This is a genomic window from Pseudonocardia xinjiangensis (assembly GCF_012911925.1).
In the GTDB taxonomy this organism is placed as follows: Bacteria; Actinomycetota; Actinomycetes; order Mycobacteriales; family Pseudonocardiaceae; genus Pseudonocardia; species Pseudonocardia xinjiangensis.
In genome coordinates, this window is record NZ_JAAXKY010000008.1 from 54,169 (window position 1) to 73,964 (window position 19,796).

19 protein-coding genes, 1 tRNA gene, 1 other RNA gene and 1 pseudogene are annotated in these 19,796 nt (G+C 71.2%); 9 read left to right on the plus strand and 13 right to left on the minus strand.

Features of this window, described 5'->3' with window-relative positions; all coding sequences use genetic code 11:
- The first annotated feature begins 13 nt into the window (after nucleotides 1-13).
- Nucleotides 14-2,290, plus strand: a complete 2,277-nt coding sequence (locus HF577_RS04735) for a S9 family peptidase (RefSeq protein ID WP_169394488.1) — start codon at nucleotides 14-16, stop codon at nucleotides 2,288-2,290.
- 31 nt (nucleotides 2,291-2,321) lie between these two features.
- Here the strand turns inward: HF577_RS04735 and HF577_RS04740 are convergent.
- Nucleotides 2,322-2,713, minus strand: a pseudogene (locus tag HF577_RS04740) (class I SAM-dependent methyltransferase); the annotation flags it as partial.
- A gap of 182 nt (nucleotides 2,714-2,895) precedes the next feature.
- Between HF577_RS04740 and HF577_RS04745 the strand changes: the two are divergent.
- Both HF577_RS04745 and HF577_RS04750 read left to right on the plus strand, forming a co-directional pair.
- On the plus strand, nucleotides 2,896-3,561 hold the full coding sequence (locus HF577_RS04745) for a DUF4097 family beta strand repeat-containing protein (RefSeq protein WP_169394519.1): 666 nt from the start codon (nucleotides 2,896-2,898) through the stop codon (nucleotides 3,559-3,561).
- Nucleotides 3,562-3,589: 28 nt separating this feature from the next.
- On the plus strand, nucleotides 3,590-4,747 hold the full coding sequence (locus tag HF577_RS04750) for a serine hydrolase domain-containing protein (protein ID WP_169394489.1): 1,158 nt from the start codon (nucleotides 3,590-3,592) through the stop codon (nucleotides 4,745-4,747).
- A gap of 322 nt (nucleotides 4,748-5,069) precedes the next feature.
- On the opposite strand, the gene HF577_RS04755 is transcribed toward HF577_RS04750, so the two are convergent.
- Entirely contained in the window at nucleotides 5,070-5,747 is a 678-nt protein-coding gene (locus HF577_RS04755; RefSeq protein ID WP_312858942.1) for a TetR/AcrR family transcriptional regulator, read from the minus strand.
- A gap of 204 nt (nucleotides 5,748-5,951) precedes the next feature.
- On the opposite strand from HF577_RS04755, the gene HF577_RS04760 reads away from it, so the two are divergent.
- Together HF577_RS04760 and HF577_RS04765 are read left to right on the plus strand one after the other, a co-directional pair.
- Complete coding sequence (locus HF577_RS04760) at nucleotides 5,952-6,737, plus strand: DUF2306 domain-containing protein (protein ID WP_169394491.1); 786 nt, start codon at nucleotides 5,952-5,954, stop codon at nucleotides 6,735-6,737.
- Between the two features lie 93 nt (nucleotides 6,738-6,830).
- Nucleotides 6,831-7,436: a hypothetical protein gene (locus HF577_RS04765; RefSeq protein ID WP_169394492.1), complete on the plus strand. Its 606-nt coding sequence runs from the start codon at nucleotides 6,831-6,833 to the stop codon at nucleotides 7,434-7,436.
- 342 nt (nucleotides 7,437-7,778) lie between these two features.
- Here the strand turns inward: HF577_RS04765 and HF577_RS04770 are convergent.
- A tRNA-Ala gene (locus HF577_RS04770) sits at nucleotides 7,779-7,851 on the minus strand.
- An 83-nt stretch (nucleotides 7,852-7,934) separates the two neighbouring features.
- Between HF577_RS04770 and HF577_RS39605 the strand changes: the two genes are divergently transcribed.
- The gene (locus tag HF577_RS39605) at nucleotides 7,935-9,956 is read left to right on the plus strand and encodes a S9 family peptidase (RefSeq protein ID WP_169394493.1); all 2,022 of its coding nucleotides are present in this window, start codon (nucleotides 7,935-7,937) and stop codon (nucleotides 9,954-9,956) included.
- A 54-nt stretch (nucleotides 9,957-10,010) separates the two neighbouring features.
- On the opposite strand, the gene HF577_RS04780 is transcribed toward HF577_RS39605, so the two are convergent.
- The 3 genes from HF577_RS04780 to HF577_RS04790 form a co-directional block, all read right to left on the minus strand.
- Entirely contained in the window at nucleotides 10,011-10,763 is a 753-nt protein-coding gene (locus tag HF577_RS04780; RefSeq protein ID WP_169394494.1) for a DsbA family protein, read from the minus strand.
- 1 nt (nucleotide 10,764) lies between these two features.
- On the minus strand, nucleotides 10,765-11,241 hold the full coding sequence (locus HF577_RS04785; RefSeq protein WP_169394495.1) for a MauE/DoxX family redox-associated membrane protein: 477 nt from the start codon (nucleotides 11,239-11,241) through the stop codon (nucleotides 10,765-10,767).
- A 78-nt stretch (nucleotides 11,242-11,319) separates the two neighbouring features.
- Entirely contained in the window at nucleotides 11,320-11,745 is a 426-nt protein-coding gene (locus HF577_RS04790) for a VOC family protein (RefSeq protein ID WP_169394496.1), read from the minus strand.
- Between the two features lie 141 nt (nucleotides 11,746-11,886).
- On the opposite strand from HF577_RS04790, the gene HF577_RS04795 reads away from it, so the two are divergent.
- From HF577_RS04795 to HF577_RS04805, 3 genes are all read left to right on the plus strand, one after another.
- Nucleotides 11,887-12,618 carry a VIT1/CCC1 transporter family protein gene (locus HF577_RS04795; RefSeq protein ID WP_169394497.1) on the plus strand — a complete coding sequence of 244 codons (732 nt, stop codon included), beginning with the start codon at nucleotides 11,887-11,889 and terminating at the stop codon, nucleotides 12,616-12,618.
- Between the two features lie 76 nt (nucleotides 12,619-12,694).
- Nucleotides 12,695-13,117, plus strand: a complete 423-nt coding sequence (locus HF577_RS04800) for an AtzH-like domain-containing protein (protein WP_246265807.1) — start codon at nucleotides 12,695-12,697, stop codon at nucleotides 13,115-13,117.
- A 43-nt stretch (nucleotides 13,118-13,160) separates the two neighbouring features.
- On the plus strand, nucleotides 13,161-13,562 hold the full coding sequence (locus tag HF577_RS04805; RefSeq protein WP_169394498.1) for an SRPBCC family protein: 402 nt from the start codon (nucleotides 13,161-13,163) through the stop codon (nucleotides 13,560-13,562).
- Between the two features lie 254 nt (nucleotides 13,563-13,816).
- Here the strand turns inward: HF577_RS04805 and ssrA are convergent.
- The 7 genes from ssrA to prfB all read right to left on the minus strand — a co-directional run bounded on the left by ssrA (nucleotide 13,817) and on the right by prfB (nucleotide 19,794).
- Nucleotides 13,817-14,188, minus strand: a transfer-messenger RNA (tmRNA) gene (gene ssrA / locus HF577_RS04810).
- A gap of 70 nt (nucleotides 14,189-14,258) precedes the next feature.
- The gene (locus HF577_RS04815; RefSeq protein WP_169394499.1) at nucleotides 14,259-15,383 is read right to left on the minus strand and encodes a hypothetical protein; all 1,125 of its coding nucleotides are present in this window, start codon (nucleotides 15,381-15,383) and stop codon (nucleotides 14,259-14,261) included.
- Between the two features lie 13 nt (nucleotides 15,384-15,396).
- Nucleotides 15,397-16,326: an amidohydrolase family protein gene (locus HF577_RS04820; RefSeq protein ID WP_312858943.1), complete on the minus strand. Its 930-nt coding sequence runs from the start codon at nucleotides 16,324-16,326 to the stop codon at nucleotides 15,397-15,399.
- A complete protein-coding gene (smpB, locus tag HF577_RS04825) occupies nucleotides 16,323-16,808 on the minus strand; it encodes an SsrA-binding protein SmpB (protein WP_169394500.1) in 486 nt (161 codons plus the stop codon). The genes HF577_RS04820 and smpB overlap by 4 nt, the downstream gene beginning before the upstream one ends.
- Nucleotides 16,809-16,876: 68 nt before the next feature.
- Nucleotides 16,877-17,779, minus strand: a complete 903-nt coding sequence (ftsX, locus tag HF577_RS04830) for a permease-like cell division protein FtsX (protein WP_169394501.1) — start codon at nucleotides 17,777-17,779, stop codon at nucleotides 16,877-16,879.
- Between the two features lie 3 nt (nucleotides 17,780-17,782).
- Nucleotides 17,783-18,472: a cell division ATP-binding protein FtsE gene (ftsE, locus tag HF577_RS04835; protein WP_169394502.1), complete on the minus strand. Its 690-nt coding sequence runs from the start codon at nucleotides 18,470-18,472 to the stop codon at nucleotides 17,783-17,785.
- Nucleotides 18,473-18,687: 215 nt separating this feature from the next.
- Entirely contained in the window at nucleotides 18,688-19,794 is a 1,107-nt protein-coding gene (gene prfB, locus HF577_RS04840) for a peptide chain release factor 2 (RefSeq protein WP_169394503.1), read from the minus strand.
- Between the last annotated feature and the right edge of the window lie 2 nt (nucleotides 19,795-19,796).

The following is a 19,796-nucleotide window of genomic DNA, read 5'->3' on the forward strand; positions in this document are numbered from 1 at the left end:
GAGGACCCGTCGAATGACCACCACCAGCGATTACGAGGCTGCGGAACAGCTCCTGCGCCGCCCCGCCCGCCCCGGCGAGCTCGTCGTCGGCGACAAGATCAGGCCGCACTGGATCGACGGAGGAGCCCGCTTCTGGTACGGGGTGAGTACCGGGACCGGCAAGCGGTTCGTGCTGGTCGACCCGGCGGCGGGCACCCGCGAGCCGGCCTTCGACCATACCCGGCTCGCCGCCGCGCTGGCCGAGGCGTCCGGGCAGCGGGTCGACCCCGAGGCGTTGCCGTTCGCCGCCATCGAGCCGGCCGGGAACGCCGTCGCGTTCGTCGCGTTCGGCGAGTACTGGCGCTGCCGGCTTGACGGCTACACCTGCGAGCGGGCCGACTTCACTCCGCCGGGCAACCCGCTGGAAGTGCCGTCACCCGACGGCACGGTCGCGGTGTCCCGGCGGGGGCCCGATCTGTGGGCACGTTCCCTGGTCGACGGCCGCGAGTGGGCGCTGACCACCGACGGCGGGCCCGCCCACGAGTACGGCCCCGGCCCGGACAGCACGGGCAACGCCACCCTGCTGCGGAAGTTCGGCCTGCCGCACCTCCCGCCCGCGGTGGCCTGGTCGCCCGACTCGACCAAGGTGCTGGCCCACCGCACCGACGAGCGCCGCGTCCGGCAGACCCACCTCGTCGAGGCCGGGCCCGCCGACGGCGGCGCGCCCGTCCTGCGCACCCAGCGGTACGCCTACGCCGGGGACGAGCACCTGCCGCAGGCCGAGTTGGTCGTGCTGGACCTCACGGAGGGCACCGTGATCCGCGCGCAGGCCGAGCCGCTGCTCATGCCGCAGTCGTCGCCGATCACGACCAGGTGGGTGTGGTGGGCGGAGGACGGCTCGGCGGTGTACTACATCCGCCGGCCCCGCGACCTGCACACCCTCACCCTGCACCGGCTGGACCCGGCCACCGGCGAGGTCACCACCGTGCTCAGCGAGACCGGAGCCACCCGCGTCGAACCCAACCAGTGGGCGTTCGAGCCGCCGATCGTGCGGGTGCTGGCCGAGGAGGTGCTGTGGTACTCGCAGCGGGACGGCTGGGGCCACCTGTACCGGTACGACCTGCGCACCGGTGCGCTGCTCGGGCAGGTCACCTCCGGGCACTGGGCGGTGCGGCGGATCCTGCGGGTCGACGAGACCGAGCGGGTGGTGTACTTCACCGCCTCCGGGCTGGTCGAGGAGGACCCCTACCGGCGCACGGTGTGCCGGGTCGGGCTGGACGGTTCCGGCTTCGCCACGGTCACCGACGACGAACTGGACCACGTCGTCACGGTGCCGGACGGCCAGGGGTACTTCATCGACTCCGCGTCCACCGTCGGCACCCCGCCGGTCACGGCGGTGCGCGACTGGACCGGGCGGGTGCTGGTCGACCTCGAGCGCGCCGACATCAGCAAGCTCGCCGCCACCGGCTGGACGCCGCCGGAACGGTTCCGCGTCACGGCGGCCGACGGGGTGACGGACATCTACGGGGTGCTGTACCGGCCGCGGGGGTTCGACCCCGGGAAGCGCTACCCGGTGGTGGACAGCGTCTACCCCGGTCCGCAGACCAACCGCGTCGAGCCGGGCTTCGACCCCGGCGGGATGGGCCTCGACGCGGAACCCCTCGCGGCGCTGGGATTCGTGGTGGTGGCGGTGGACGGGCGGGGCACCCCTGGGCGGAGCAAGGCCTTCCACGACGCCTCCTACGGCCACGTGGCCGACGCGGGCTGCCTGGCCGACCACGTCGCGGCACTGCGCGAGTTGGCCGGGACCCGGCCGTGGATGGACCTGGACCGGGTGGGCGCGTTCGGCCACTCTGGTGGCGGGTTCGCCACGGTGCGGGCGATGCTCGACTTCCCCGAGATGTACAAGGCCGGGGTCGCCCTCTCCGGCTCGCACGACGCCCGCTTCTTCAACCCGGGTTTCGTGGAGTCCTACGACGGCGCGGACAACCCCGGAGCCTGGGCCCGCGCCTCCAACGTGGACATCGCCGACCGGTTGGCCGGGAAGCTGCTGCTCGTCCACGGCGAGATGGACGACCAGGTCCACCCCGCCCACACGCTGCGCCTGGCCGACCGGCTCGTCGCCGCAGGCAAGGACTTCGAGTTGCTCATCGTGCCCGGGGCCGAGCACGTGCTGATCGACCACCTGCACTACGTCCGCAAGCGCGCCTGGGACTTCCTGGTGCGCGAGCTCATGGGCACGCAGCCACCCGCTCACCGGCCCGCCCGCATCCCCATCGACCCCGAGTCACTCGGCGAGCTGTTCGCCTGAACGCCGGGTGGCGCCGGACACGGCGTCGGTCGGCCTGGAGAACGAAGAACAGGAAGCACAGGAAGGCTCCCGAGGCCCCCTTCTCGAAGACCTCGGGGAACAGTTCACGGGCACTCGGTGCCGGGGCGGCTCGCTGATGCCGGTGATCCGGAATCCGGCTCCGGCTCCGGTGAAGGCGTCGTCCATGGCGTGCAGCGGCCGGTACCAGAGGCTCAGCACGGCGGTCTGCCCGTTGACGGTGAGTTCGTAGGGGTACTCACGTGTCGCGAAGTAGTCGGCACCGGGCTCGGCCAACATCTGGACGACGAAAGGGTGCTCGACGGACGCGATCAGCCGCCCGCCCGGCCTCAGCACGCGCCGCAGTTCGGCCAGCGGTGCCGTCCAGTCCTCCAGGTAGTGCAGCACCAGGGACGCGACGACGTCGCCCTCGACATCACCCGCCACCGCACACGCGCACTGACGTGCGCACTCCCCGTGCCGTGACGGCGACCGCCACTGCATCGACCACGCCCGAACCGAACCCGAGAAACAGATTCAAAGGAGCGCACACCATGTCCATCCCCGTCACGTCCACCACCGTCACCGACCAGGACGACGAGAACACGATGCAGAGGTTCGACACCCCCGCCCCGATCGCCACTGTCCTGGACGTCCCTGCCGGACGCATCCGGTTCGTCGCCACCGACCGCGCCCACACCACCGTCGAGGTCCTGCCCGCCGACCCGGCCAGGAGCCGCGACGTCCGGACCGCTGAGCAGACCGCCGTCGCCTATGCCGACGGCGTCCTGCGGATCCACACCCCCGAGGCCGCGAGCCGGCTCTCCGGGCCCTCCGGGTCCCTGGAGATCACCGTCGAGCTGCCTGCCGGCTCCCGCGTCGACGGCAGGGTCGCCAGCGCCGAACTCCGCGCCGTCGGCCGCCTCGGTGACGTCGCCTTCGAGGGCGCCTACCGCCAGATCAAGATCGACGAGGCCGCGAGCGTCCGCCTCACCGCGATCGACGGCGATGTGGAGGTGGGGCGGCTTAGCGGCCCCGCGGAGATCAGCACCGCGCGGGGCGACATCCGGATCGCCGAGGCCGTGCGCGGCACGGTCGTGCTCCGCACCCGATCCGGCGACATCTCGGTCGCCGCCGCCAACGGCGTGTCGGCCGCCCTGGACGCCGGCACCGGCCACGGCCGCGTCAGCAACTCCTTCCAGAACGACGGCACCGCCGAACTCGACGTCCGCGCCACGACCTCCCGCGGCGACATCACCGCCCGCAGTCTCTGACCGGCAACTCTCCGAGGAGCACACAGCCATGTCCATCACAGTTGGCCATCAGGACGAGCTCGCCGCACGGACCGGGCCGGACCGCCCGGAGCTGCAGAGGACCATCCGAGAGATCATCGACTCCGGATTCGCCGGGATGCAGGTGCGCGCGCACGACGAGCGGGGTGGGTGGGTCGGCAGCGCCGGGGTGGCCGAGCTGGGTGGCACCGCGAAGCCGCCGGTCAACGGCCACGGCCGGATCGGCAGCAACACCAAGACCTTCACCGCGACCCTGGTGCTGCAACTGGTGGCCGAAGGCAAGATCGGACTGGACAGCCCGGCGGATGGCTACCTGCCCGAGTTCGGGCTGGACCGGCGGATCACGGTGCGGATGCTGCTGCAGCACACCAGCGGGGTGTTCAACTTCACCGGCGAGTACTACGACGACGGGACGGTCGTACCGGGGATTCCCTGGCAGGGCCAGGAGTGGGTGGACAACCGGTTCGCGACCTACCGGCCGGAGGAGTTGGTACGGCTGGCGTTGTCCAAGCCGGCGCGGTTCGAGCCGGGGACGGACTGGAGCTACTCCAACACCAACTACGTGCTGGCCAGGCTGCTGATCGAGAAGGTCACCGGCCGCTCGGTCGCCGAGGAGATGCAGCGGCTGATCCTGGGGCCGCTCAGGCTGTCGGGCACCGTGGTGCCGGACGCCTCGGAGATTCCCGAGCCGCACGCCCACGCCTACTATCGGTACGAGAACGCCGGCGAGCAGAAGACGGTCGACGTCACCCGCCAGAACCCCTCCTGGATCTCCAGCGGCGGAGACATGATCTCGACCACCGAGGACCTCGCCACGTTCATCTCCGCGCTCATGCGCGGCGAACTCCTCCCGGCCCCACTGCTGGCCGAGATGTGCAGGCCGCATCCCGAGGCCGGCTACGGCCTGGGGGTGTTCGTACAGGACACGGCCTGCGGCGGCACCGTCATCACCCACAACGGCGGCATCGCCGGCCACGCGGCCCTGATGTACAGCACGCCCGACGGCAGCAAGACCCTGACCGCCTCACTGAACTACGTGGACGACGCCGCGATGTCCCTGGCCGGGGCGTTCCACAAGGCGACGCAGAGGCTCCTCGAGGAGGTGTTCTGCGGCGGGCAGGCCGGATCGACCGACGAGGCGACCGAGCCGGCTCAGCCGACGTGCTGAGCACCTCGGACCGTTACGCCGCGGAGGTGCGGTCGGAGCTCGGCGGGGGCCAGTGAGGCGCTGCGGATCTGATCGACGGCGCCAACCGGCCTCCCCGGGTCGGCGACGTCCCGTCCGGGCGCCCCCTCGACCCCGCCGAGCCGAAGTCGACCTGTCCCTCGACATCTCCGGCCCAGATCCCATCCCACCGGTGCGCGATCCAGGTGTTCGACGGCGGGTCTGCGCTGGGCCGACATCCAGTGCGGTGGGTGCCCACGCCACCTCACGCACCAGAGCCGATTCCGTCACTCTGCCGGCACGTCCGGGCGCGTCCCCGGGCGGGTCAGACTTGACGGGATCGGGCGATCCAGGCCTCGACGCCGTCGAGGAAACGGTCCACGCCGAAGGCGAGCTCGGGAACCAGCCCGTCCTCGTCGACCCCCTCGTACCCGCCGGCGGCTTCGGCGGCTTCGGCGGCGTGAACGGCGGCCAAGGCCGGGTAGCTCTGCGGGTCGAGCAGATCGGCGACCGCTCGTGCCAGTTCGGCTTCCCCGTGGGGGAACCCGTCATCGCCCTGGTGCCCGCCGGTCATGTCCAGGCTTATCTGGGCCAGGCCGCGTACGATCGCGGTGAGGTGCAGGGCCGCCGCGCGCGCCTCGCCGCCGACCAGCCCGGCCGCCAGCAGTGGCCGCAGCAGGCGATCGAGCCAGGCGAGCTGGTTGGGTCCCACCGGTGCGTGGCCGAGTGGCACCCCCAAAAGCCAGGGGCGGGTCTGGAATCCGGCCCATAAGGCGCCCACCCACTGTCGGACGGCGCGCCGGGTGTCTCCCACCTCGTCGAGTTCGGGTGGCTGCCCGGCCGCGACGTCGGCCGTCACCTCCAGCAGGAGGTCCTTGCTCGGAACGTGGTTGTAGAGCGACATCGTCGAGTAGCCGAGCTCGGCGGCCACCCGCTGCATGGACACCGCGTCCAGCCCATTCGCATCGGCGATCCGGACCGCGGCCTGCGCGATCCGCTCCACGCTGAGCTGCGGCCGAGGCCCGCGCCTGCCCGGGGCGCGCCCCGACCACAGCAGCGTGATGCTGCGCTGGAGATCCGGTCCCTTGTTCTCTCGTGCCACCGTCCGCCATCCGTCGTCGTCGCCACAGTCTAAAACTATGTACGTCATACATATATATGTATGATGTACGTAGTTTCTCGCCAGCCGACCCCTGAACGGACCGTCATGACCTCGACGACGAACGCACCTCGGACCACCCCTGCACCCCCGCCGGCGCAGACCTGGTGGCGACGACCCTGGATCGTTCCGTTACTGCTGGTGGTGGCGGCGTTCCTGGCCTTCTCCGTACCGCCCTACCTGACCTTCGACCCGGCACTCTCCCGCCTGGAACCGCCGACCGGCAACGACCTCTACTACCCGTTGCTGGTCGCGCACGTCGTCTTCGGCACGGTGGCCATGACGACGGCCTGCTTCCAGATCTGGCCCGCATTCCGCAACAGCCACCGCCGCGGGCACCGGATCACCGGCCGGGTCTACGTCTTCGCGGGCGTGCTGCCCGCTGGGCTGCTCGGGCTCTACGTCGGCTGGCACACCTCGGCCGGACCCTCCGTCCAGGTGGCCAATCTCGTGGGCTCGGCGCTCTGGCTCATCGTCACGCTCTACGGGCTGCGAGCTGCCCGGCAGCGCCGCTACGGCGATCACCGTAGGTGGATGGCACGCAGCTTCGCGCTCACGATGTCGATCGTGTTGAGCCGGGTGATCAACATCGCGGCCACCATCGTGCTCACGCCCCAGGTGGACACGACCTTCCTCGGCAGTGCGGAACTGATGGAGTACAGCGCCGTGAGCATCGGCGTCTGGCTCAGCCCCCTGCTCCTGATCCTGCTCACGGATTGGTTACTGGACCGCCGCCGACCCGGAGCCGGCCGCCCTGCACTTCGTGACGGGACCACGAGGACGGGTGAGCGAAGCCCTGACGCAGGCCATCGCGCTCGACACCGCCCGCACTAGCGTCGTGGTGTGCACAGAAGCGGCGTGTCCACCCTGCTCATCGACGTCCGCGCCGCGGGCGCCGACCGTGCGACCACGTTCTGGGGCGTGTGATTGGACGACGGCTACTGGTTAAGCCCCGGATCGCCGGCTCGTCGCAACATCACGGAGAACCCGGCGATCTCGGTGCACACCGGCGACGGGCACGAGGTCGTCATCGTCGAGGGCGTCGCGCGGATCGAACGCGTCGTGGCGTCGGTGCAGGTGAGGTGCGACGCGTACGGCCCGAAGTACGACTACCCGCTCGCCGTCGCCGACGGGGAGGTGCACGACAGCGGCGGCATGGGCAGCCCGGCCCACCGGGTCGTTCCGCACCGTGTGTTCGGTTGGGACCAGGACATGACCAGTCCGGCCCGGTGGAGCTTCGAGGACTGCGAGTGTGTCTTCCTAGCGGCGGCGATGCCGCTTCCACGACGTCTGCACGGCCCGAGCTCACGAGCCATCACGCTGGCCGGCCCCCTGGTCACGCCTGTTCCCATCCTTGTGGTGCCCAGCCCGGGACGCGAACCAGCGCGCCGCCGCACACTACGGACCACGCCGAACCAGGGACCGCGCCGTGCCGCCCAGAACGGCCACACGCACGAGAACCACGCCGGACACAACCGGATCCCGGCGCACCAGGCCTGCCAGCACGGCACAGCGCATGCTGAAGACGACTGACCCGCCCACACCTCTCGCCGACTCCACCCGCCCGACGATCGAACGTCCAGTCGCGCCGCAAGAGCGGACATATGCTCACGGCCAATCGTCCAGCAGCAGCCACGACACTGGCATCGCCAACCGGTCCTGAACTGACTCAAACCGACGCCGAACCAAGCCGAACTGCGCTGTAGCCCTGGAGCAAACCGTGACCCCATTTCGGAGCCTCCGACGCCGTGCTCCAGATTTGCTCCAGACCGGTCGCAGCACAGCGACGCCAACGATCACTCGAAGATCATCATCAGAACCGAGATACTCCGCCTGACCTGCAGAAACTCAAGCGGGGGGCTTCGGGTGCAAGAGTGGAGCTGAGGGGATTCGAACCCCTGACCCCTTGACTGCCAGTCAAGTGCGCTACCAGCTGCGCCACAGCCCCTTGCGGAAACGAAGTTACACGATGCCCGTCCGGCCCCGGCAACGGGGTCGCCGCTGCCGCCGAGGCTGATCTACGGTCAACCGGTGAAACCTGCCGACATCGGACAACTCGTCACCACCAGCGATCCGAGGGTCTCCCCCGACGGCCGGCTGGTCGCCTTCGTGGTCACCCGGGTCGACCTGGAGAAGAACCGGTACCGCCGCGCCGTCTGGCTCGCCGCGGCCGACGGGTCGACGGCGCCCTACCCGCTCACCACCGGCGAGCACGGCGACGGCCAGCCGAGGTGGTCGCCGGACGGGCGCAGGCTCGCGTTCACCAGCAGGCGTTCCGAGGAGAAGGGGCTCCACACGCTCCACGTGGTGCCCGTCGGGATCGCAGGGGAGACGATCACGGTCTGCGAGCGCGAGGAGGCCATCGAAGAGCCGGTGTGGTCGCCCGACGGCACGCGCATCGCGTTCGCCTCGCGCGAGCGCACGGGTCGCTACGGCGATGGCGAGGACGAGCGCGGGCGCCCGCCGCGGCGCATCGACCGGCTGTTCACGCGTCTCGACGGCGAGGGGTGGATCGTCGACCGGCCCCGCAGCGTGTTCGTGGTGCCTGCCGACGGCTCCAGCACGCCACGTCTGGTGGCCGGCGGCCCGTACGAGCACGGCGGGCCCGCGTGGTCGCCGGACGGCAGGCGGCTGGCGGTCGCCACCTCGCGGGGCAAGGACTGGGATCTCGACCTCGTCCAGGACATCCACCTGATCGACCTCGGACCGGCAGGCACACCCGACGCCGACCCCCGCGCGCTCACCGACCGCGGCCTGTCCCACTCCCGGCCCTCGTTCAGCCCGGACGGCACGCGCATCGCCACCCTCACCGAGGACGTCCGGCTCCTGCCGTCCCACGCGCACCTCGCCGTCACCGACGTCGCCACGGGCGAGCAGCAGATCCTCACCGGGGCGCTCGACCGTCAGTGCGCTCCCCCGAGCGCCCGGGACCCGCTCTGGCACGACGGGAACCTGCTGTTCTCGGTCGAGGAACACGGCTCCGTGCACGTGTACCGCGTCCCCGCCGACGGGTCCGGGCAGCCCGAACTGCTGGTCGGCGGCACCCGGCTGATCAGCGGGTTCGACTACGTGGGCGGCACGTTCGCGTTCGTCGCCGCCACCCCCACCACGCTGCCCGAGGTGTTCGTCCGTGACGAGGACGGGACGGAGCGGCAGCTCACCTCGGTCGGCGCCGCGTTCCACGCGGCCGTGCCGGTGGCCCAGCCCGAACACTTCACCGTCCCCTCCCCCGCGGGCGACGGCGACATCGACGCCTGGATGGTGCGTCCGGCGGGCGTGCCGGACGGCGCGCGGGTGCCGGTGCTGCTGTCCATCCACGGTGGCCCGATGGCGCAGTACACGAACTCCTGGTTCGACGAGTTCCAGCTGTGGGCGGGCGCCGGGTACGCGGTCGTCTACTGCAACCCGCACGGCTCCACCGGCCACACCGACGCGTGGTGCCGGGCCATCCGGCCGCCCGAGGCGCCCGATGCGCCCGGCACCGGCTGGGGCGGCATCGACGCCGACGACGTGCTCGCGGTGCTCGACGCCGCGCTGGAGCGCGACCGGTCGCTCGACGCCGAGCGCGTCGGGGTGCTGGGTGGCTCCTACGGCGGCTACCTCACGAGCTGGCTGATCGGGCACACCGACCGCTTCGCCGCCGCGTGCAGCGAGCGGGCGGTCAACAACGTGTCGTCCCTGGAGACGAGCTCCGACGTGGCCGGCTTCTTCCGCTACGAGTTCGGCCTCAGCCACCTGGACGCACCCGAGCTCTACCAGCGGATCTCGCCGATCACCTACGTCCGGGACATCACCACGCCCGTGCTGATCCTGCACTCCGAGGACGACCTGCGCTGCCACATCGAGCAGGCCGACCAGCTGTACGTGGCGCTGCGGCTGCTGGGCAAGACGGTGGAGTACTGGCGGTTCCCGGAGGAGGGCCACGAGCTGTCGCGAAGCGGCTCGCCGCGCCACCGCGTGCAGCGCGCCGAGATCATCCTCGACTGGTTCGGCCGCCACCTCGGCGGCGAACGGCCTCAGATCGCCTGGGACCACCCGGCGCGCACCGCCTGACCGACGTGCCGGGCCGTGCGGCAGCCCGCGCGGCCCGGCACGTCGAAGGCCTGGTCAGCGACCGGCGGCGATGGCGTCCTTGAGCCAGTTGGTGTTGTTCAGATCGATCTTGGCGCCGCCGACGGCCACGGTGGGCGTGCCGAACTGGCCGTTGGTCTGCAGCGCCGGGTTGGCGGCCGAGGCCTCGGTCTCCGCGGTGACGGCGGCGGCGTTCGTCGCGCCGTTCACGCACGCGGCGAAGTCGCCCGTGGCCCCGAGCTCGGTGCCGAACTGGATGAGCTGGTCGTTGGTGAGCCCCGCGCTCCCCTCAGCAGGCTGCTCAGCGAACAGCTTCTCGCGGTAGGCCGGGTAGATGCCGGCGGGCACGGCGCACAGGGCCGCGTTCGCCGCGCGGGTGGAGTAGCCGGGCGGCGTGGTGGAGGGGTCGAGGATCGCGATCGTGTGGAAGCGCACCGTCACCTGCCCGTTGTTCAGGGCGGTGGTGATCTCATTGCCGTAGCGCTGCTCGAACCGCTCGCACTGCGGGCAGAGGAAGTCCTCGTAGGTGTCGATCGTGGCGGGGCCGTTGCCTGCGGTGATCACCGCACCGGACGCGGTGGCGGTGTAGGTGGGGGCGACGTCGGCGCTCGAACCGTTCCGGTTCAGCAGCACCGCCACCCCGGCGACCACGGCCACCACCACGACCACCGCCACCACGATCAGCGGCGTGCGGTTGCGCTTCGGGGGAACGCTGATGCCCGCCGCGGCGAGGCGCCGGTTCGCCTCCGCCTGCCGGCGCTTCTTCTCGTTTCTCGACGCCCCACCCATGTCAGGTCCTTCCCGTGTTCTCGAGTCGAGAGTCCAGCGACAGCAGCGTCCGCGGCCGCGCCACCAGCCAGGCGGCCAGCACGATGAACCCGGTGTCGCGCAGCAACTCCTGCACGTAGGCCGTCTGGCCGGGCGCCACGGCACCCCCACCGCCGAAGCAGCCGCAGTCGATCAGCAGCCCGCGAGCCCACGCTTGGGAGACGCCGGCGACGAACCCCAGGAGCAGCAGGACCGACAGCACACCCACCGTCCGGATGCCCACCCCGACCAGTAGCAGCACACCGAGCGCGATCTCGAACCACGGCAAGATGCCCGCCACCACCTCGACGCCGATGGGGGGCAGCACGTCGTAGGCGCGAACGGCGATGTAGGTCTGGTCGGGATCGATGGCCTTGAGGACGCCGGAGGTCAGCCACACCGCGGCCAGGCCGAGCCGAGCAACCGTCCCGACGACGTCGAGCACCCGTCCCCGATCCACGCGATCAGCCTAGCGGCGCCCTCCGCCACGAATCGGTCAGCCACGCCCCGCCCCGGTGGACGGACGGGTGACGCCGCGTCAGACGGCATCGTCGCCCGGCTGAGCGTGCGCGCAGACCTGGAGCGGTGTGCCGTCCGGATCCGTGAAGCGCAGTACCCACTGCGCGGGGAGCCGCTCGATCTCATCGGCATCCGCGCCGGCGCGGACCATCCGTTCCCGGAGGTCTCGCAATGCGGAGTAGGAGTCGACGGCAAGTCCGAATCGCTCGGTCACCGCATGCGCGCTGGGCGTCCTGGGTGCCGAAGCAGTGGTGCCGGCCTCGTCCTCGACGATCTTCACGTACCTGGTTCCGCCGAGCTCGACGATCGCCATCCGACCATGAGTGTCGGTCTTCGCGCTCTCGAAGACCTTCCGGGCGCCGAACATCTGTGAGTAGAACGTCACGAGCCGGTCGAGGTCGGCGGTGGACGACGTCACGTGGTTGATTCCGACGGAAAGGGGCACGAATCGATGGTGGCAGTCCGAGCGTGATCACGTAAACGCGGCGAAAGGGACAGATTGCCGGGCTGAGGTATGGCTGCACCCACCCGAGGCCAGGCTCTCCATAGTCCAACCTGGACGGTGGAGCGTGGTTACGCTGGTCCGATGACGCAGCTCCCGGGCTCGGCGGAGTTCGCCGAGCACGCGCACGACCACCACCACACCGACGTCTCCGGCGGCTGGTTGCGGGCCGCCGTCTTCGGCGCGATGGACGGCCTCGTCACGAACATCGCGCTCATCTCCGGTGTCGGCGGTGGCGGCGCGAGCAGGCACGTGATCATCCTGACCGGCATGGCGGGCCTTGTCGCCGGAGCGTTCTCGATGGCGCTCGGCGAGTTCGCCTCGGTCGGCACCCAGAACGAGGCCGTGGCCAACGAGGTGGCCGTGGAGCGGGAGGAGATCCGCAGGCACCCGCGCGCCGAGGAGGCCGAGCTCGCCGAGATGTACCGGGAGATGGGGTTGAGCGCCCCGACGGCGGAGGCGATGGCCCGCGAGGTGCACTCCGACCCCGAGCTGGCGGTGAAGGTCCACGTCGCGCAGGAGCTCGGCGTCGACGTGGACGACCAGCCCTCGCCGTGGACCGCGGCGATCTCGTCGTTCCTCTGCTTCGCCGTCGGCGGGATCATCCCGCTGGTCCCGTTCCTGCTCGGGTCGTCGTCCCTCCTTCTCGGACTGCTCGTCGGGGGAGTCGGCCTGTTCGTCGTCGGGGCGCTGACGTCCCGGTTCACCACCCGGACCTGGCTCTTCAGCGGGCTGCGGCAGCTGGCGTTCGGGGTGATCGCCGCTGGTGCGACGTTCCTCGTGGGGATGGCGATCGGGGTCAGCGCGGGCGGGTAGCAGGCACCGCCCTGCCGACCGGTGGACGCGATGGTCCGCCATGCTCTTCGGGCTCGCGCAGCGCTACCGTCGAGGTATGGATCAGGACATGCCCGACCAGCGGGCCCCGGAGCAGGTCACGTTCGACCGGCCGGAGGTGGTCGCGGAGGTGCGGTCCGCGTTCGAGCGGTACGAACGCGCGCTCGCCGACGGGGACGTCGCCGTCATGACCGAGCTCTTCTGGGACGACCCCCGGTGCGTGCGCTTCGGGATCGCCGACCGGCAGCAGGGCGCCGACGAGATCGAGGCCTGGCGCCACACGCACCCGTCTGTGCCGCCGGGCCGGACGCTCCGCGACACCCGGGTGCTGGCCGTCGACGACCGGACGGCGGTGGTCACGACGCTGATCAGCTACCCCGACCGCGCGATCGAGGGCAGGCAGAGCCAGACGTGGGTGCGGCTCCCCGAGGGCTGGCGCGTCGTCGAGGCCCACGTCTCGGAGCTACCGCTGGGAGCGTGATCGCCCACGCCTGAAAGGGCGGGAGCCGGGGTACGTCTTCGCCATGGCGGAATTCGAGGCGGAACGCGGGATGCCGGCCGACGCGGACACGGTCTTCGCGGTGGTCTCCGATCTGGACCGGCTCCCGGAATGGATGCCGGGACCGGTCGACGTGCAGCCCACCGGTGAGGGCGAGGTGCACGCCGACGTCGAGAAGCGGGGCGTGGACAGCGAGGGCACCGTGCAGGTCCGGCCCGAGCAGCTTCGGGTGGAGTGGGGCCACGCGCCCGACTACGCGGGCTGGCTGCAGGTCGAGCACGCCGCACCCGGCCGCTCGTCGGTGGTGCTGCACCTGTCGTTCCTCGGCCACCAGCCCGAGACCCACGGCGGCAAAGCCGCAGGTGAGGTGCGGCAGTGGCTGGACGACGGCCTGACCCGCCTGGAACGACTCGTGGCCGAGGGCTGAGAGGACCCGGCACGGCCCACGCGAAAGAAGCCGCGACGACCGGGGCCCGGTGCGCGGCCCTCGCACAACACGACGACGACCGGTACGAGCGGCGCGCCGCCCGCTCACCCGCACCAGACAACACAACCGCGCATCGACAGATGGGGGTCCGGGGGCGAGCCCCCGGCCGGGGGCGCGGGGGCTTGGCCCCCGCACGAGATGACGATGACCGAAACGAGCGAAGGCGTGCCCGCCGAGCAGGCACGCCTTCGGTCGAGTGGAGGTGCCGGGAATCGAACCCGGGTCCTCCGTCGCTTCACAAGGGCTTCTCCGTGTGCAGTCCGCGCTGCCTCTACTCGGATCCACCGGTCATGCGGACGAGCCGGTGTGACGATCCCAGTCGCTGTTTGATGTCCCCGTCCGCCCCGCGACCGGGCGGACAGGTAAGTCCCCTAGCTGATGCCGGGGTCCGGGTCGGGGAACGCACCCGGTCCGACAGACTCACACTCGCTCAGGCGGCGAGGGCGAAGTCGCGCTGATTGGAATCGGCGCTTATAAGGTTGCGACATATGGTTAACGAGATCATCGTCGCCTTCCTCGACACGCTTCCCCTTGATCGACGTCCGGAGTCGAAACCGTTCACCCCCTTCTACGCCCGCGGCGGGGCGTCCGCACAGAGTAACGCCTGCGGCGTCCGGCTTCATCCCGGTTCGGCGATCAGCGGTTGCGGCCCAGCAGCCGGTCGGTGATCGAGCGCACCGGGCTGCGGTCGGACCGGTCGCGGTCGGCCTCGCCGGCGGGTCGATCGATGGTGCACTGGTCACCGGCCTGCATTTCCGGCTCGGGGACGGTGTGGCCCGGCCGGTCGTGTTCACCGCTGCGCTGACCGGGCACGGACGTCACCGGATCCGCACCCGGCTGACCGGTCTCGCCATCGGCAACGGGTCCGCGTCCGCCCTCGGGGCCGGCAGCGACGTCGGGCCGACCCGGCTCGGTGCCGCCGACCTCCGCCGCGGGTGCCGCCCCGGCGGTGGCGTGAGCCCCACCGGAGATCCCGGCTCCGCTCACCGGGGCGGTGGCCCGGGTGTCACCGTGCGTGGGGCCGTTCCCTTGTCCCTGGTCGCCGACGGGAATGCGGTCCGTGCGCGCCGCCGGATCGGCGCCCTGGGGTGCGCCGGCGGGGGTCTGCGGCGAGTCGGTGCGGTCACCGAAGTCCATCCGGTCCGTCCGCGCGGCCGGGTCGTCGTCGTGGACCGGGTCGCCGTGCTCACCGACGTCCATCCGGCCCGCGTGGGCGGGGTCGGCGCCCTGCGCCGAGCCGGTGCCGTCCCGGGCGTCCGTCGCGTTCGGACGGCCCAGTGCGCCGTTGCGCTCCGGTGAGTCGGTGCGCTGGTCGAGGTTCATCCGGTCGGTGCTCGCGGCGGGATCCGCACTCTCGCCGGCGCCGGCGCCTGCCGCGGGGGTGCCGTCGTCGGGGTCGTCGTGGTTGCGGCGGCCCTTCCCTCGCACATCGGGGTCGATCCGGTCGGCCGCCGCCTGCCGCTCCTGGGCCACCTCGCGGTCCTGCTGGGCCCGGGCGGCCTCCTCGTTGGCCCGTGCCTCCTCGTGGCGGGCCTTGGCCGCGCGTTCGGCGGCTTCGGCCTCGCGCCGCTCCGCGCTGGCGGTCCGGATCTCCGCTTCGTGGCGGTGTTCGGCCGCCTCCAGCCGTTGCTGCTCCTGCCGGCGGTTCCGTGCCCGGATCGCACTGAGGCCGGTGACGAGCAGCACCGCGACGATCACCACGACGATGACGAGCAGCACCCCGATGTCCATGCCGGGGACTACCCGGTCGTACCGATCCACAACCGGACAGCGCTCAGAGCGCGAGCAGCCGCCGCGGGGCGTCGTGCAGTACCGACCGCAGGAAGGCCGGCCCCAGACGCTGATCGGCAGCGGCCCAGCCCGCGACGGCCCGGACCTGCTCCGCGTAGGCGTACGGGATGTTGGGGAAGTCCGAGCCGAAGACGACGCGCTCGGAGACGTCGGCGAGAAGCGCGGGCCAGTCGGGCGGCAGCGGCGCCATCTGAAGGCTGAACGGCGTGCCGACCATCGTGGTGTCGAGGTGCACGTTTTCGTAGCGGTGCACCAGGTCCAGGGCGCCGGCGAAGTCGGGCATGCCGGCATGGGCGAGCACCACCGGTAGCCGTGGGTGCTCGGCGAGCACCTCGCCGAAGACGTCGAGCCCCGTGTAGTGCCCCCGCAGGGGCCCGTGCCCGCAGTGGACGACGGCGGGCACGCCCGCGTCGGCGAGCAGCCCCCACGCCGGGCGCAGCAGCGGGTCGCGCGGGTCGAACCCACCCACCTGGACGTGCACCTTCACCACCCGCGCCCCGGCCTCGACGGCGGCGCCCACGTAGTCGGCGACGTCCGACTCGGGGAACAGCGTCGCGGTCGCCACGGCGTCGGGGGTGGCGGCGGCGAACTCCGTGATCCAGTCGGTGAGCCACCGGGCCATGCCCGGCTTGTGCGGGTAGACCAGCGGGGCGAACGTCCGCACGCCGAGCTTCTGCAGCGTGGCCACCCGGTCCGCCTCGGAGGTGCGGTAGTGGATGGGCCAGTCCATCCCGTAGTGGGTCTGGGCCTGGTCGAAGTAGGCCCAGACCTTGCGCAGCACCGGCTCGGGCAGGAAGTGCACGTGCACGTCGACGATCCCGGGCACGCCGAGATCGGCGAGGAACCGCGGGACGTCGTCGTCCGCCTGCGGCGGAGCGGGAACACCCTCCACGGCCGCGGGCGCCGCCGTCACCTCAGCTCCCGGGCCCGCCCCTTGGCAGCGCGCCCGTAGGCCCGCTGGATCTCCCGGTCGGCGTCGCGTTTGGCGAGGTCGGTGCGCTTGTCGTAGGACTTCTTGCCCCGCGCGAGCGCGATCTCGCACTTCACCTTGCCGTCGCTGAAGTACAGCGACAGGGGAACCAGGGTGAGACCGCCCTCGCGGATCTTGCCGATCAACCGCTCGATCTCGCCCCGGTGCAGCAGCAGCTTGCGGGTGCGACGCGGTTCGTGGTTGGTCCAGCTGCCCTGGGTGTACTCGGGAATGTGCAGCCCGCGCAGCCAGACCTCGCCGTCGTCGACGGTGGCGAACGCGTCGACGAGGGACGCGCGGCCCAGGCGCAGGCTCTTCACCTCGGTGCCGAGCAACGCCACGCCGGCCTCGTACGTATCGAGGATCGCGTAGTCGTGTCGTGCCTTCCGGTTCTGCGCGATCACCGAGCGGCCTTTCTCCTTCACCTACCCAGAGTACGCGGACGGGCCACCCGATTGCCGCCCTCCGCGGCCGCGCGGGTCTCCCCCGGTTGTCACAGCCGGACGTACAGCCGCAGCGTCACATAGCCGGTGACGGCCGCGATGCCGGCACCGATCATCACCAGGATCGGCGACACCCAGATGATGTCGGCGACCTCGATCGGCGGCACGACACCGTTGGACACGATCCCGCTGAGCAGCTCGTCGATGAAGAGGAACTTCCCGACCAGGAGCCCCCCGACGGCGATGAGCGCGCCGACGACGCCGGTCACGACGGCCTCGATGAGGAACGGGAGCTGCGTGTACCAGCGTGTGGCGCCGACGAGCCGCATGACGCCGACCTCGGTACGGCGGGTGAACGCCGAGACCTGGACGGTGTTGGAGATCAGCAGCAGCGCCGCGACCGCCTGCACCATCGCGAGCGCGAACGTCACGTTGCGGACGCCGCCCAGGAAGTCGAACAGCTTCGCGACGACGTCGCGCTGGTCGATCACGTTGCGCACGCCGACCTGCCCCGCCATCGCCTGGCGCACGGCGTCGGCGCCCGCCTGCTGGTCGGACAGCCGCACCCGCAGCGTCGCCGGCAGCGACTGGGGGCGCACGAGGTCGGCGAGCGACTGCCCGGCGAACAGCTCCTTGTAGCGCTCGTAGGCCTGCTCCTGGTTCTCGAAGCGCACCGACTCCACGAGCGGTGAGTTCTCCAGGGTGGACTTCAGGCCGGCGCAGACGGGCTGGCTGCAGTCCTTGTCGTTGGCCGAGACGTCGGAGGTGAGCGCGACCTGCACCTCGACCCGGTCGCTGTAGAGCTGCTCGGTGCGGTCGATCGTGCGCACGGCCAGCAGACCGGTACCCACCAGCCCGAGCGAGATCGCGGTGGTCAGCACCATCGCGACCGTCATCGTGACGTTGCGCCGCAGGCCGGTGACGACCTCGCGGACGACGAAGTCCGAACGCACCTTCTACCGCCCCACGCCGTAGACGCCGCGGGACTCGTCGCGCACGACCTGCCCGAGATCCAGCTCGACGACCCGGCGGCGCATCGAGTCGACGATCGAGTGGTCGTGGGTGGCCATCACGACCGTGGTGCCCGTGCGGTTGATCCGCTCCAGCAGCAGCATGATGTCCTGGCTGGTGTCGGGGTCCAGGTTCCCGGTCGGCTCGTCGGCCAGCAGCACCAGCGGCCGGTTCACGAACGCCCGTGCGATCGCGACGCGCTGCTGCTCACCACCGGACAGCTCGTGCGGCATCCGCTCGGCCTTGCCCTGCAGCCCGACGAGGTCGAGGACCTCCGGCACGACCTTCTTGATGGTCGCGGACTGCTTGCCGATCACCTCGAGGGCGAACGCGACGTTGCCCCCGACGGTCTTGTTGGGCAGCAGCCGGAAGTCCTGGAACACGCAGCCGATCCGCTGACGCAGCCGGGGGACGCGGCGTCGTGGCAGCTTCGCGACGTTGAGGTCGGAGACGAAGATGTTGCCGCGCGTCGGGACGTCCTCTCTGAGCAGTAGCCGCAGGAAGGTCGACTTCCCCGAGCCCGATGGCCCGATGAGGAAGACGAACTCGCCCTTGTCGACGGCAACCGACACGCGATCCAGCGCGGGCCGCGTCGAGGTCTTGTAGAGCTTGGTGACACGTTCGAGGCGGATCACGGATGCGGAGGCTACCGGCGGGTGCACGTCGGGCTGACATCCGACCCGTCCCCTTGGCGCCCAGGACCAACCGCTCGGCACATCGGCGTATTTCGCGTCGATCATGCCGACATATCGGGCGCAGATCAGGAGGCGGAAAAGCCGCCGGCGACGATCAGAAGCGGGGACGGCCGGGGCCGCCGGTCATGCAGCCCCGGTCACTCTCGCCGCGGCCCTCAGGAGTCGGCGGACTGGCTGCGCCGCCACCGGATGCCGGCCTCGATGAAGCCGTCGATCTCCCCGTCGAGCACCACGGAGGGGTTGCCCACCTCGTAGTCGGTGCGCAGGTCCTTGACCATCTGGTACGGGTGCAGCACGTAGGAGCGCATCTGGTTGCCCCACGACGAGCCGGTGTCCTTGAGGGCGTCCATCCTGGCCCGCTCCTCCTGGCGCTGCCGGGCCAGCAGCTTGGCCTGCAGCACCAGCATCGCCGTGGCCTTGTTCTGCAGCTGGGAGCGCTCGTTCTGGCAGCTGACGACGATGCCGGTGGGGATGTGGGTGAGCCGTACGGCGGAGTCGGTGGTGTTGACGCCCTGGCCGCCGGGCCCCGAGGAGCGGTAGACGTCGACCCGGAGGTCCTTCTCGTCGATCTCCACGTGGTCGCTGGACTCGACGACCGGTGCCACCTCCACGCCGGCGAACGACGTCTGGCGGCGACCCTGGTTGTCGAACGGCGAGATCCGCACGAGCCGGTGGGTGCCCTGCTCGACCGAGAGCGTGCCGTAGGCGAACGGGGCGTGCACCTGGAACGTGGCCGACTTGATGCCGGCCTCCTCCGCGTAGGAGGTGTCGTACACGTCGGTGCCGTAGCCGTGGCGCTCCGCCCAGCGCATGTACATGCGCATGAGCATCTCGGCGAAGTCGGCCGCGTCGACGCCACCGGCCTCGGCCCGGATGGTCACGAGCGCCTCGCGCTCGTCGTACTCACCCGAGAGCAGCGTGCGCACCTCGAGCGAGGCGATGTCCTCACGGAGCTTGGCCCGCTCGGCGTCGGCATCGGCGATGGCGCCCTCGTCGGACTCGTCCTCCGCGAGCTCGTAGAGCACGGGCAGGTCCTCGAGGCGGCGCCGCAGGTCCTCGAGCCGGCGCAGGTCGCCCTGGGCGTGCGCCAGCCTGCTGGTGACCTTCTGCGCAGCGTCGGCGTCGTTCCAGAGATCGGGCTGGCCCGCCTGGTCGGAGAGGTCGGCGATCTCGGCGCGCAGCGCAGGCAGGTCGGTGACCGCCTCGATGCTCTCCAGCGTGGTGGAGAGTTCCTTCAGGTCGGCTGCGGCGTCGGGGTTCACAA